The following is a 12,796-nucleotide window of genomic DNA, read 5'->3' as shown; positions in this document are numbered from 1 at the left end:
GAAGCGCGGGCCACGGTTCACGGTTCGTTATTATTCGCCGACGCTGATGGTCAGGCCGGCGGCAATTGCAAAAGGTGTCAGGGTCACCGCCAGGGCGGTGAGGCTGGCCAGCCACAACAGGTGGCCGGTCGCCGGCAATCCTTGCAGGGCCGCCTGCAGTGCCCCGCTGCCGAGAATCAGCACCGGGATGTACAGCGGCAGAATCAGCAGCGCCAGCAGCAGGCCGCCGCGTTTGAGACCGACGGTGAGCGCCGCGCCCACCGCGCCGAGCAGGCTCAGCACCGGGGTGCCGAGCAGCAGCGACAGCAGCAGCACCGGCAGGCAGCGCCCGGGCAGGCCGAGCATCAGCGCCAGCAGGGGCGCCAGCAGCACCAGCGCCAGACCGCTGAACAGCCAGTGTGCCAGCACCTTGGCCAACACCAGAAGAGGCAGGGGGTGCGACGAAAGGACCCACTGTTCCAGCGAGCCGTCCTCGAAATCGCTGCGGAAAAGCCCGTCCAGCGAGAGCAGCACGGCCAATAGCGCCGCCACCCACACCAGCCCCGGCGAAAGGGTTTGCAACAATTGCGTCTCCGGCCCCACCGCCAGCGGAAACAGCGCGACCACTATGGCGAAGAACACCAGCGGGTTGGCCAGCTCGGCCGGACGCCGCGCCAGCAGGCGCATTTCACGGGCGAGCAGCAGGCTGAAGACGTTGCTCATGCGGCGTGCTGCCCCAGGTCCAGTTCGCGGTAGGTGGCCGGCTTGTGCTGCAGGCTGTGGTGGGTGGTCAGCACCACCACCCCGCCGCGCTCGCAGTGCGCCGCCAGGTGCTGCTCCAGCTGCGCCACCCCTTGCTTGTCGAGGGCGGTGAAAGGCTCGTCGAGCACCCACAGCGGCGGCGCATCGGCCAGGTACAGGCGCGCCAGGGCGACGCGGCGCTGCTGACCGGCGGACAGGGTGTGGCTGGGCACGTCCTCGAAGCCGCGCAGGCCGACCGCGGCCAGCGCCTGCCAGATCGCCTCGCGGCCGACCGGGGTGTGCAGCGCGCAAAGCCAGGCCAGGTTTTCCTCGGCGCTCAGCAGGCCCTTGATGCCGGCGGCGTGGCCGATCCACAAGAGATTGCGCGCCTGTTCGCCGCGCTGTTCGGCCAGCGGCCTACCCTGCAGGCGGATGCTGCCGGCGGTGGGCTGCATCAGCCCGGCCAGCAGGCGCAGCAGGCTGGTCTTGCCGCTGCCGTTGGGGCCGCTGATCTGCAGCATGTCGCCGGCCTGCAGATGAAAATGCAGGTGTTCGAAAAGCATGCGCCAATCCCGCTCACAGCTGAGCGCCACGGCTTCGAGAAGGGGGGCGGGAGGTGTCATCGCTACCTGGCAGGGTTAAAGTCGGCGGTGCCCCGGCCGCTATACTGACGCGAGCCGGAAGTGCGGTGCGGAACGGGGCGGCATTATACATGTCGCATCACTGTCCCCGCAGTCAGCATTTTCGACAGGGTGTTAATAGACTTTCGGCCTACCGAGCGCTCATGAGCGAAATCAGCAGTCCCCGTCCGCTTCCCGCCACGCCGCCGGCGGTGCGCCCCGCCGTCAGCGCCGCCGACCTGGCCGTGCGCCTGCTGCAGCCGCTGGACGGCCTGCTGGCGGCCGGCGAAAGCGCCAAGGCCGAGGTGATCGCCCTCAAGGAACAGGCGCAGAGTTTCCAACTGCTGCTCAAGCTGACCCTGGCGGGCGGGCGCCAGGCCACCCTGCAGGCCGAGAGCCCGCGCCCGCTGGCCCAGGGCAGCGCGCTGCTGGTCACCGCGCTGTCCGACACCCGCCTGGCCCTGGCGCTGCAGGCCGGCGGTGACAAGCCGCTGACCAGCCTCGACCTGCAACAACTGCCGCCCGGCACCCTGGTGCAGGGCAAGGTGACCAGCCGCGAACCGTTGCCGCCGCAGGGTGCGCAGGCGGTCTACCGGCTGCTGGTCAACCTGCTCAACACCCCGCTGGCCGGCCGCCAGCTGGCCCTCGACAGCCCGCTGGCGCTGCCTCTGGGCAGCCTGCTCAGCGCCCAGGTACAGGGCAGCCAGAGCCTGAATTTCCTGCCGCTCAGCGGCCGCCTCGATCAACTGGTGCTGGGCCAGCAACTGGCCGCCCAGCACAATCGCCAGGCCTCGCTGGAGGGCCTGCTCAAGGGGCTGCAGGGCCTGGCTGGCAAGGCCGAACTGAGCGGCGAGCTGCGCAGCGGCATCGAGCGCCTGCTCGGTGCTCTGCCCGACAGCACCCAACTGAGCACGGCCAAGGGCCTGGCCCAGGCCCTGGAAGGCAGCGGCGTGCTGCTGGAAGCCAAGCTGCTGCAGGGCCAGACCGCCGCCCTGCCCCAGGACCTGAAAGCCAACCTGCTGCGCCTGATCGCCCAGTTGTTGCCACAACTGCCCGGCGGCGCCGCCACCCTTGCCGGCCTGCAGGGCGCCATGGGCCAGGCGCTGCCGGCGCTGGCCCGGCAGATGCTCGGCGGTCTCAGCCCCGCCGGCGCCGCGCGCCAACAGGCCCTGGGCTTTCCCCTGCCGTCGCGGCTGCTGCAGAACCTGGATGGCGAGGCCGACCTGGAAACCCTGCTCAAACTCGCCGCCGCGGCCGTCTCGCGCCTGCAGACCCACCAGCTGTCGAGCCTGGCGCAGACCCAGGTAGATGCCAACGGCAACCTGCTGACCACCTGGCAGCTGGAGCTGCCCATGCGCCACCAGCAGGAGCTGATCCCGCTGCAGATCAAGCTGCAGCGCGAGGACAGCGGCAAGGCGGACAAGCCGGAGCATAAGGAAACCCTCTGGCGCGTCGAGCTGGCCTTCGACCTCGACCACCTCGGCCCGCTGCAGGTGCGCGCCCAGCTGCTGCGCGGCAGCCTGTCCAGCCAGCTGTGGGCCGAGCGCGCCGATACCGCCAATCTGATCGGCGCCGAACTCGGCAACCTGCGCGAACGCCTGCAGGCCGCCGGCCTCGAGGTCGGCGAACTGGCCTGCAGCCAGGGCCTGCCGCCGCAGGGGCCGAAAACCACGCTGGAACAACGCTGGGTGGACGAAACCGCATGAGCCGCAAGAGCAAGGCCGAGCCGCGCCAGGCCATCGCCCTCAACTACGACGGGCACAACGCCCCCGTGCTCAGCGCCAAGGGCGACGACGAGCTGGCCGAGGCCATCCTCGCCATCGCCCGCGAATACGAGGTGCCGATCTACGAGAATGCCGAACTGGTGCGCCTGCTGGCCCGCCTGGAGCTGGGCGACGCCATCCCCGAGGCGCTGTACCGCTGCATCGCCGAGATCATCGCCTTCGCCTGGTACCTGCAGGGCAAGACCCCGCCCGGCTTCGCGGCCGACGCCGAGCGCGACGTCAGCCCGCCACTGCCGCGGCTCAAGGGACCGGCAGACTGACCGCCAGCGCCTCGCCGGCCGCGCCCTTGCCGCTGGGGAAGTCGAACAGCTGCCAGGCGAAGTAGCCGCCGCGGAAATAGAACACCCGACTGAAGCCCCAGGCCACCGCCTGCTGCACCGCCTGCGCGCTTTGCGGGCAAACCTCGCTGTCGCAGTAGATCACCAGTGGCAGCTCGCGCGGCCAGTGCCTCTGCTGCAGCCCGGCGAAGCGTCCGGCCAGGTCCATGTGCAGGGCACCGTGGACATGGCCCCAGCCCCATTCGCGCGACGGACGCACGTCGATGAACAGCGCGCCGTGGTCGTACAGGTGCTTGGCCTGCAGCACGTTGACCGTGATCGCGCCACGTACCTCCAGCGGCGCGTCCTGGGCGGCGAGCGGCAGGCACAGCAGCCAGCCGACCAACAGCAGAATCAGGCGATGCATGACGAACACCCCGCGGCGATGCCTACAGCATCAGCTTAGGCGTGGCCAGGGGGCGTACTAGGATTGATTGGCGAAGATCGGACGAGCTTTTAAGAACGCCGACGACTATGCGTCGGTTATTGCGCCTTGGACTGGTGCAGGCGGCTGATCAGTTCGGCCTCGGCCTGGCTCAGGCCGCAGGACTGGGTCAGATCCTCGACGCTGGCGCCCATGCCGACCAGGCGCGCGGCCTGGGTGAAGGACAGGCTGCTGGGGTCGCGCTGCTCGATCTGACTGAGTTTGTCCGGCAGCGGCGCCACCACCCGGCGCAGCTCGTGCAACTCCTCGCCCATGCGGATGCTGCCGGTCAGGTAGGCATCCAGGCGTTTGCCCAGCTCCTTGATCCGCGCGTCGCGCACGGCATCGCACTTGGCCTGCTCCGCCAGCATGCGCTGCTGGTTGCGGTACAGGCCATGGCAGACGATGCCCAGCGCCACGCAGAGCAGCGCCAGGGCGATCAGGGCGGCTTCGAGCACTAGATACTCTCCAGCTCCGACCACTCTTCCTCGGTCATCATCTTGTCCAGCTCGACCAGGATCAGCAGTTCGCCGTTCTTGTTGCACACGCCCTGGATGAACTTGGCCGACTCGTCGTTGCCCACGTTCGGCGCGGTCTCGATCTCCGACTGGCGCAGGTAGACCACCTCGGCCACGCTGTCGACCAGGATGCCCACCACCTGCTTGTCCGCCTCGATGATGACGATGCGGGTGTTGTCGGTGACCGGCGCCGAGCCCAGGCCGAAGCGCTGGCGGGTGTCGATCACGGTGACCACATTGCCGCGCAGGTTGATGATGCCCAGCACGTAGCTCGGCGCCCCCGGCACCGGGGCGATCTCGGTGTAGCGCAGCACTTCCTGCACCTGCATCACGTTGATGCCATAGGTCTCGTTGTCCAGGCGAAAGGTCACCCACTGCAGAATCGGATCTTCGGCACCCTGTGCAGAACTTTTCTTCATGTCCCTAGCCTCGTCAAAAACCGCTCGCTGCGGCATGCGCGGGTCGACCCGCTTGTCATCAACTTTAGAGCCCGGCGCACGCGCGGGCCCGCCAATTCTCAGTGCAGCTTGCCGGCGGCGAGGCGCTTGGCGCCGCCGCTGGCGATCAATTCGGCGAGTGCCGCCACGTCGAGCAACGCGCACATGTGCTCGATCACCGTACCGGCCAGCCAGGGCCGCTGGGTGCGCTGGCTGCGCCACTTGACCTCGGCCGGGTCGAGACGGATCGAGCGGCTGACCTGATGCACCGCCAGCCCCCATTCATAGCCCTGCACCGAGATCACGTACTGCAGGCCCTCGCGGAAATCCTCGCGGTAGCGATCGGGCATCACCCAGCGTGCGGTGTCCAGCACCTTGAGGTTGCCCGCCTGGCTCGGCAGGATGCCGAGAAACCAGTCCGGCTGGCCGAACAGCGGCGTCAGCTCCTGGCCCTCCAGCGGATAGATCGAGCCCAGGCAGATCAGCGGCACGGCCAGGGTCAGGCCGGCGACGTCGAACAGCAGGCACTCGAACGGCTCCTCGGCCCAGCTCGGCCGCCCCTCCAGCTGCAGCGCGGCCGGATATGCCGGCGGCGTTTCGAGCGGCGCGGCAAGCGGCGGGGCCTGCACCTCCACCTCAGGCGCGACCACCAGGGCCACCGGCGCGCGCGGCGCGACGACAGGTACGGGAGCGACCGGCGCAGGCGCCGTCAGGCGCGCATCGCGCACCTGCTCCTCGAGTACCGCGCTCTCGAATTCCTCGAGGCTGACGGACATCTCCAGCTCGGCCGCGGCCTCCTGCAACAGACCGTCGAGGTAGGACTGCAGGGCCAGCTGGGAACGCGTGGCGGTGGCGAGGGTACGACTCATGACTGAAACCCGTGATGGAGACCTGTACAGCCTATCGGCCGCAGCCCGGCCCGACTTGAGTGCGCCAGTTCAACACAGACGGGCATGTCAGGCCACCTGCGCTGCCGGTTGATGGCTCAGCAGGTGCTTGAGCAACGCCCGATAGGCGATCACCCCGCGACTGCCGGCATCGAACTGCGAGGGCGTGCGCCCGGCCCGGCTGGCATCGCGCAGACGAGTATCGACCGGGATGTAGGCCTGCCAGAGGTGCTCGGGATAGCTGTTGCGCAGCACCCGCAGGGTGCTCATCGAGGCCTGGGTACGGCGGTCGAACAGGGTCGGCACTATGGTGTAGGGCAGCGCCTGCTTGCGCGAGCGGTTGATCATGGCCAGGGTGCTGACCATGCGCTCCAGGCCCTTGACCGCGAGAAACTCGGTCTGCACCGGGATCACCAGCTGCTGGCTGGCGGCCAGGGCATTGACCATCAGCACGCCGAGCAGCGGCGGGCTGTCGATGATGGCGTGATCGAAATCCTCCCACAGCTGCGCCAGGCTCTTGGCGATCACCAGGCCCAGGCCGCTCTGCCCCGGCGACTGGCGCTCCAGGGTGGCCAGCGCGGTGCTCGACGGCAGCAGGGAGATGCGTTCGTGGCTGGTACCGTGCAGCAGCTGCCTGGGCAGGCCCTGGGGCACGCCGCCCTGGTGCAGGAACAGGTCGAAGCAGCTGTGCTCCAGCGTATCGGGATCATGGCCGAAATAACTGGTCATCGACCCGTGCGGGTCGAGGTCGACCACCACCACCCGCTTGCCGGCATCGGCCAGCAGGCCGGCCAGGGCGATGGAGGTGGTGGTCTTGCCGACACCACCCTTCTGATTGGCTACTGCCCAGACTTTCATCTTCTTTCATCCTCCCGGCGTGAAGCACTCAGGCCGAGAACGGTTGTCGCCGGCACGCAGCAGGCGACTGGGATTTGACGGCTCACGATTGCGGAACCTCCGACACAGGCGCCGGTGCAGGTTGCGTGCCAGCGCCGGACTGCTGCGCCGCGGTGCTGCCGGCGCTGCGCCGGGTGTCGAGGTTGCGCGAAATCACCAGCACCACGCGGCGGTTGCGCCCCCGCCCTTCGGCCGTGGCGTTGTCCGCCACCGGCTGGAACTCGCCGTAGCCGACCGCCGCCAACCGCGCCGGATCGACGCCGTCCATGGCCAGCATACGCACGATGCTCGCCGCCCGCGCCGAAGACAGCTCCCAGTTGGTCGGAAACTGGCTGGTCTGGATCGGCAGGTTGTCGGTGAAACCTTCCACCTTCACCGGATTCTGATAAGGCGCCAGAATCTTGGCGACCTTCTCGATGATGTCGAACGCCTGGTTGTTCGGCAGCGCGTCGCCGCTGGGGAACAGCAGGCTGGAACTCAGCTCGATCTCGATCCACATCTCGTTGCCGCGCACGGTCAGCTGCTCGTTCTGGATCAGCTCGCCGAAAGCCTGGCGCACGCTGGCGGCGATGTCCTGCAGGGAGTCGTCCGGGGTCTCGCTATTGGCCTCGTCCAGCGAGGCGCGCTCGGGCTCGCCGGTGCGCGGCCGCTCCTCGCCCACCGGGATCGGCTTGATCGAGCGATCCGGCTGGTTGAACACGCCGGTCAGGGTCTCGGAGAGAATCTTGTACTTGCCCTCGTTGAGTGAGGAGATCGAGTACATCACCACGAAGAAGGCGAACAGCAGGGTGATGAAGTCCGCGTAGGACACCAGCCAGCGCTCGTGATTCTCGTGTTCTTCATGCTGCCGCCGACGCGCCATGACAGCCCTCCATCAGTCCATGAAGCCTTGCAGCTTCAGCTCGATGGACCGCGGGTTCTCACCCTCGGCGATGGACAGGATGCCCTCCAGCAGCATCTCGCGGTAACGCGACTGGCGCATGGCGATGGCCTTGAGCTTGTTACCGGCCGGCAGCAGCAGCAGGTTGGCGAAGCCGACGCCGTAGATGGTGGCGACGAAGGCCACGGCGATGCCGCTGCCGAGCATGCTCGGGTCGGCCAGGTTACCCATCACGTGGATCAGCCCCATCACCGCGCCGATGATGCCGATGGTCGGCGCGTAGCCGCCCATGCTCTCGAACACCTTGGCCGCCTGGATATCGCGCGCCTCCTGGGTGTACAGATCGACCTCGAGGATGCTGCGGATGGATTCCGGTTCGGCGCCGTCGACCAGCAGCTGCAGGCCCTTGCGCGCATAGGGGTCGGGCTCGGCGTCGGCCACCGCCTCGAGACCTAGCAGGCCTTCCTTGCGCGCCACCATGCTCCAGCCGACCACGCGGTTGATACCGCCGATCAGGTCGATGCGCGGCGGGAAGAAGATCCAGCGCTGGATGGCCATGGCGCGCTTGAACACGCTGACCGGCGCCTGCAGGAAGGCCGCGCCGAGGGTGCCGCCGATTACGATCAGCGCCGCCGGACCGTTGAGCAGCGCGCCGGCGTGGCCGCCCTCCAGGTAGTTGCCGCCGAGAATCGCGACGAACGCCAGAATGACGCCGATCAGGCTCAGTACATCCATGCGCACGCGCCCGTGTGAGGGTTCATTACAGGCAGGCCTCGGTCAGGTGCCGGCCGATCTCGTCGAGGCCGTAGACCGCGTCGGCCAGGTTGGCCTTGACCACCGCCATGGGCATGCCGTAGATCACGCAGCTGGCCTCGTCCTGCGCCCATACCTGGCTGCCGCCCTGCTTGAGCAGGCGCGCGCCTTCGCGGCCGTCGGCGCCCATGCCGGTGAGCACCACGGCCAGCACCTTGTCGCCATAGGACTTGGCCGCCGAGCCGAAGGTGATATCGACGCAGGGCTTGTAGTTCAGGCGCTCGTCGCCGGGCAGGATCTTCACCGCGCCGCGGGCGTCGACCATCATCTGCTTGCCGCCGGGGGCCAGCAGGGCCAGGCCGGGGCGCAGCAGGTCGCCGTCCTCGGCCTCCTTGACCTGGATGCGGCAGAGCTTGTCCAGACGCTCGGCGAAGGCCTTGGTGAAGGCTGCCGGCATGTGCTGGACGAGCACCAGCGGCGCCGGGAAATTGGCCGGCAGCTGGGTCAGCACCCGCTGCAGGGCCACCGGGCCGCCGGTGGAGGTACCGATGGCCACCAGCTTGTAGGCCTTGCGCTTGGGCGCCGCGGAACTGGCGCCGACTGCGCCGCCGGGCGCCGCAACCGGGCTCGCCGGGCGCGGCTGCAGGCCGGCCGGGCGGGCCGTGGTTGCCGCCGGCCGGCTGCCCGGCGCGGGCACAGGGCTGGCCGTAGCCGGCGCCGGAGCGACCGCGGCCGAACTAAAACGGCGGTTGCTGCGCGCGATGCTGTGCACCTTCTCGCACAGCAGCTGCTTGACCTTCTCCGGGTTGCGCGAGATGTCCTCGAAATTCTTCGGCAAAAAATCCACCGCGCCGGCGTCCAGGGCGTCGAGGGTGACGCGAGCGCCTTCGTGGGTCAGCGAGGAAAACATCAGCACCGGCGTCGGACAGCGCTGCATGATGTTCCGCACCGCGGTGATGCCGTCCATCATCGGCATCTCGTAGTCCATGGTGATCACGTCGGGCTTGAGCGCCAGCGCCTGGTCGATGGCCTCGCGGCCATTGGTGGCCGTGCCCACCACCTGGATATTGGGGTCGGCAGACAGAATTTCCGAAACGCGCCGGCGGAAGAAGCCGGAGTCGTCCACCACCAAAACCTTGACTGCCATACACACTCCTAAACGGCGCCGGACCGACCGACGCCGCAACCATCAGAAACGTCGAGCGTAGCGCTTGAGCATGCTCGGTACGTCGAGAATCAGGGCGATGCGCCCGTCGCCGGTGATCGTGGCGCCGGACATGCCCGGGGTGCCCTGGAGCATCTTGCCCAGCGGCTTGATCACCACCTCTTCCTGGCCCACCAGCTGGTCGACGACGAAGCCGATGCGCTGGCTGCCCACGGTGAGGATCACCACATGGCCTTCGCGCTGGCCCTCGTGGAAGGCCTGCGGCACCAGCCAGCGCTTGAGGTAAAACAGCGGCAGCGCCTTGTCGCGGACGATCACCACCTCCTGGCCGTCGACCACGTTGGTGCGCGACAGGTCGAGGTGGAAGATCTCGTTGACGTTGACCAGCGGGAAGGCGAAGGCCTGGTTCTCCAGCATCACCATCAAGGTCGGCATGATCGCCAGGGTCAGCGGCACCTTGATGATGATCTTCGAGCCCGCCCCCTTCTGCGAGAACACGTTGACCGTGCCGTTGAGCTGGGAAATCTTGGTCTTGACCACGTCCATGCCGACGCCGCGGCCGGACACGTCGGAAATCTCGGTCTTGGTCGAGAAACCCGGGGCGAAGATCAGGTTGTAGCACTCGAACTCGTTCAGGCGGTCGGCTGCATCCTTGTCCAGCAGGCCCTTCTCCACCGCCTTGGCGCGCAGCACGTCGGCGTCCATGCCCTTGCCGTCGTCGGTGATCGACAAGAGGATGTGGTCGCCCTCCTGCTCGGCGGACAGCACCACCCGCCCGCCGCGTGGCTTGCCGGCCTTCTCGCGTTCTTCCGGGGTCTCCACGCCGTGATCGACGGCGTTGCGCACCAGGTGCACCAGCGGGTCGGCCAGGGCCTCGACCAGGTTCTTGTCGAGGTCGGTTTCCTCGCCCACCAGCTCGAGGTTGATTTCCTTCTTCAGGTTGCGCGCCAGGTCGCGTACCAGGCGCGGGAAGCGACCGAAGACCTTCTTGATCGGCTGCATGCGGGTCTTCATCACCGCGGTCTGCAGGTCGGCGGTGACCACGTCGAGGTTGGACACCGCCTTGGACATGGCCTCGTCGCCACTGTTGAGGCCCAGGCGCACCAGGCGGTTACGCACCAGCACCAGCTCGCCGACCATGTTCATGATCTCGTCGAGGCGCGCGGTATCGACCCGCACCGTGGTTTCCGCCTCGCTGGCCGCCGGCGCCTTGTCCGCCGCGGGCGCCGGAGCTGCAGGCGGGCGGTGTGCGGCCGGTTCGGCCTTGGCCGCCGGCTTCGCCGCAGCCGGCTTGGCTGGGGCAACCGGGGCAGCCGGCTTGGCCACCGGAGCGGCAGCGGTCTCGCTGGGCGGGACGAACTTGCCCTTGCCGTGCAACTGGTCGAGCAGGGATTCGAATTCGTCGTCGGTGATCTCGTCGCTGCTCGCCGCCGCCACCGGGCCGGCCGGCGCTGGCGCTTCGACTGCACCGGCGAACTGGCCCTTGCCGTGCAACTGGTCGAGCAGCGCCTCGAATTCGTCGTCGGTGATTTCGTCGCCGGCCGGCGCCGCGACGGCCGCGACCGCGACGGCCGCGCCGACGGAGCTCTCAGCCGCCGCGGAGAACTGGCCCTTGCCGTGCAGCTGATCGAGCAGGGATTCGAATTCGTCGTCGGTGATCTCGTCGCTGGCCGCCACGCTGTCGCCGGCCGGCGCTTCGCCGAGGGCATCGAGCAGCTGCTCGAACTCGCTGTCGGTGATGTCGCCGGAGGCGGCGACTTCGGACTTCGGCGCGGCAGCAGGCGCCACGGCGGCGGGCTCGGCACCAGCCGGCTCGGCCAGCCGCGACAGCGCCGCCAGCAGCTCGGCCGACGCCGGGGTCGGCTCGCTGCGCTCGCGCACCTGGCCGAACATGCCGTTGACCGCATCCAGGGCTTCGAGCACCACGTCCATCAGCTCGGCGTCGACGCGTCGCTCACCCTTGCGCAGGATGTCGAAGACGTTCTCGGCGATATGACAGCACTCCACCAGCTCGTTGAGCTGGAGGAATCCCGCCCCGCCCTTGACGGTATGGAAACCGCGGAAAATGGCGTTGAGCAGGTTCATGTCGTCCGGGCGGCTTTCCAGCTCGACCAACTGTTCGGACAACTGTTCGAGGATCTCGCCGGCCTCTACCAGGAAGTCCTGGAGGATTTCTTCATCGGCGCCGAAGCTCATAGGGGGGAACTCCTTAGAATCCTAGACTGGACAGCAGGTCGTCGACATCGTCCTGACTGGAGGCGACGTCATCACGCTTATCGGCATGAATCTGCGGACCTTCACCCCGAGATGGCTCTTTTAATTTTTCCTGTTCGGCGCGCAGCTGCTCATGGTCGTGCTGAATGCCGGCGAAACGGTCGACCTGGCTGGCCATCAGCACCAGTTTGAGCAGGTTGCTTTCCACCTCGGTGACCAGCTGGGTGACGCGCTTGATCACCTGCCCGGTGAGGTCCTGGTAGTCCTGCGCCAGCAGAATGTCGTTGAGATGACCGGACAGCTTGCTGCTGTCGCGCTCGCTGCGGGCGAGGAACAGCTCGATACGCTTGGCCAGCTCACGAAAGCCCTCGGCGCCCATCTCGCGGCGCATGAAGCGGCCCCATTCGGCGCTGAGGCTCTGCGCTTCGTCGCTGAGGTCGTTGACCAGCGGTGCGCTCTGCTCGACCAGGTCCATGGTGCGATTGGCCGCCTTCTCGGTCATGGTGACCACGTAATTCAGGCGCTCGGTGGCATCGGCGATCTGCGACAGCTCCTGGGCGTGCGGCATGCGCGGATCGAGCTGGAAGTTGACGATGGCGTTGTGCAGCTCGCGGGTCAGCTTGCCGACCTCGTGGTACAGCCCGCGGTCGCGGACCTTGTTGAGCTCGTTGATCAGTTGTACCGCGGCGCCGAAGTTGCCTTTTTCCAGGCTGTCGACCAACTCGCGGGCGTTGCTTTTCAGGGTCGACTCGAGGTCGCCCAAGATGGAGTCATCGTGTTCCATAGCACCCTCGCGGCCGACATCAGCCGTTGACCCGCTCGAAGATCTTCTCGATCTTTTCCTTCAGCACCTGGGCGGTGAAGGGTTTGACCACATAGCCGTTCACGCCGGCCTGGGCCGCCTCGATGATCTGATCGCGCTTGGCCTCGGCGGTGACCATCAGCACCGGCAGGTGCTTGAGGCGCTCGTCGGCGCGCACCGCACGCAGCAGGTCGATGCCGGTCATGCCGGGCATGTTCCAGTCGGTCACCAGGAAGTCGAAACTGCCGCTCTGCAGCATGGGCAGCGCCGAGGTGCCATCGTCGGCCTCTGCGGTGTTGGTGAAACCCAAATCACGCAAGAGGTTCTTGATGATCCGTCGCATCGTCGAGAAATCGTCAACGATGAGGATTTTCATGT

The 12,796-nt window shown here is 67.6% G+C and carries 15 protein-coding genes; 2 read left to right on the top strand and 13 right to left on the bottom strand.

Annotated features, from left to right (window positions below; all coding sequences use genetic code 11):
* Positions 1 to 30: 30 nt before the first annotated feature.
* Complete coding sequence (gene ccmB, locus ACW9UL_RS09445; RefSeq protein ID WP_122108401.1) at positions 31 to 702, bottom strand: heme exporter protein CcmB; 672 nt, start codon at positions 700 to 702, stop codon at positions 31 to 33.
* Positions 699 to 1,343, bottom strand: coding sequence for a cytochrome c biogenesis heme-transporting ATPase CcmA (gene ccmA / locus ACW9UL_RS09440; RefSeq protein WP_457790365.1), 645 nt, complete (start codon positions 1,341 to 1,343; stop codon positions 699 to 701). Before ccmA ends, ccmB begins: the two co-directional genes overlap by 4 nt.
* 161 nt (positions 1,344 to 1,504) lie before the next feature.
* Between ccmA and fliK the strand changes: the two genes are divergently transcribed.
* Positions 1,505 to 3,046 (top strand): flagellar hook-length control protein FliK, encoded by a 1,542-nt coding sequence (gene fliK / locus ACW9UL_RS09435; protein WP_397497369.1) that lies wholly within the window; start codon positions 1,505 to 1,507, stop codon positions 3,044 to 3,046.
* Positions 3,043 to 3,384: an EscU/YscU/HrcU family type III secretion system export apparatus switch protein gene (locus ACW9UL_RS09430; RefSeq protein ID WP_457790364.1), complete on the top strand. Its 342-nt coding sequence runs from the start codon at positions 3,043 to 3,045 to the stop codon at positions 3,382 to 3,384. The genes fliK and ACW9UL_RS09430 overlap by 4 nt, the downstream gene beginning before the upstream one ends.
* Here the strand turns inward: ACW9UL_RS09430 and ACW9UL_RS09425 are convergent.
* From ACW9UL_RS09425 to ACW9UL_RS09375, 11 genes are all read right to left on the bottom strand, one after another.
* A complete protein-coding gene (locus ACW9UL_RS09425) occupies positions 3,365 to 3,808 on the bottom strand; it encodes a rhodanese-like domain-containing protein (protein ID WP_122108405.1) in 444 nt (147 codons plus the stop codon). The genes ACW9UL_RS09430 and ACW9UL_RS09425 overlap by 20 nt on opposite strands.
* 116 nt (positions 3,809 to 3,924) lie before the next feature.
* Positions 3,925 to 4,323, bottom strand: a complete 399-nt coding sequence (locus ACW9UL_RS09420) for a DUF2802 domain-containing protein (protein WP_122108406.1) — start codon at positions 4,321 to 4,323, stop codon at positions 3,925 to 3,927.
* A complete protein-coding gene (locus ACW9UL_RS09415; protein WP_021445082.1) occupies positions 4,323 to 4,802 on the bottom strand; it encodes a chemotaxis protein CheW in 480 nt (159 codons plus the stop codon). Before ACW9UL_RS09415 ends, ACW9UL_RS09420 begins: the two co-directional genes overlap by 1 nt.
* Before the next feature lie 98 nt (positions 4,803 to 4,900).
* A complete protein-coding gene (locus ACW9UL_RS09410) occupies positions 4,901 to 5,689 on the bottom strand; it encodes a CheW domain-containing protein (RefSeq protein ID WP_457790361.1) in 789 nt (262 codons plus the stop codon).
* Between the two features lie 87 nt (positions 5,690 to 5,776).
* Positions 5,777 to 6,565 (bottom strand): ParA family protein, encoded by a 789-nt coding sequence (locus tag ACW9UL_RS09405; RefSeq protein ID WP_457790359.1) that lies wholly within the window; start codon positions 6,563 to 6,565, stop codon positions 5,777 to 5,779.
* A gap of 82 nt (positions 6,566 to 6,647) precedes the next feature.
* Entirely contained in the window at positions 6,648 to 7,466 is an 819-nt protein-coding gene (gene motD, locus ACW9UL_RS09400) for a flagellar motor protein MotD (protein WP_021444533.1), read from the bottom strand.
* Positions 7,467 to 7,478: 12 nt separating this feature from the next.
* Positions 7,479 to 8,219: a flagellar motor protein gene (locus ACW9UL_RS09395; RefSeq protein ID WP_021444532.1), complete on the bottom strand. Its 741-nt coding sequence runs from the start codon at positions 8,217 to 8,219 to the stop codon at positions 7,479 to 7,481.
* Positions 8,220 to 8,244: 25 nt separating this feature from the next.
* Positions 8,245 to 9,384 (bottom strand): protein-glutamate methylesterase/protein-glutamine glutaminase, encoded by a 1,140-nt coding sequence (locus ACW9UL_RS09390; protein WP_457790356.1) that lies wholly within the window; start codon positions 9,382 to 9,384, stop codon positions 8,245 to 8,247.
* A 42-nt stretch (positions 9,385 to 9,426) separates the two neighbouring features.
* Positions 9,427 to 11,598, bottom strand: coding sequence for a chemotaxis protein CheA (locus ACW9UL_RS09385; protein WP_457790354.1), 2,172 nt, complete (start codon positions 11,596 to 11,598; stop codon positions 9,427 to 9,429).
* Between the two features lie 13 nt (positions 11,599 to 11,611).
* Positions 11,612 to 12,400 carry a protein phosphatase CheZ gene (locus ACW9UL_RS09380; RefSeq protein ID WP_021441788.1) on the bottom strand — a complete coding sequence of 263 codons (789 nt, stop codon included), beginning with the start codon at positions 12,398 to 12,400 and terminating at the stop codon, positions 11,612 to 11,614.
* Between the two features lie 19 nt (positions 12,401 to 12,419).
* Positions 12,420 to 12,794 (bottom strand): chemotaxis response regulator CheY, encoded by a 375-nt coding sequence (locus tag ACW9UL_RS09375; protein ID WP_169968482.1) that lies wholly within the window; start codon positions 12,792 to 12,794, stop codon positions 12,420 to 12,422.
* Positions 12,795 to 12,796 lie beyond the last annotated feature (2 nt).

It is taken from the genome of Pseudomonas sp. PL-6 (assembly GCF_054110165.1).
The sequence above is the reverse complement of the archived record's forward strand: the minus strand, read 5'-3'. Positions and strand labels throughout refer to the sequence as shown.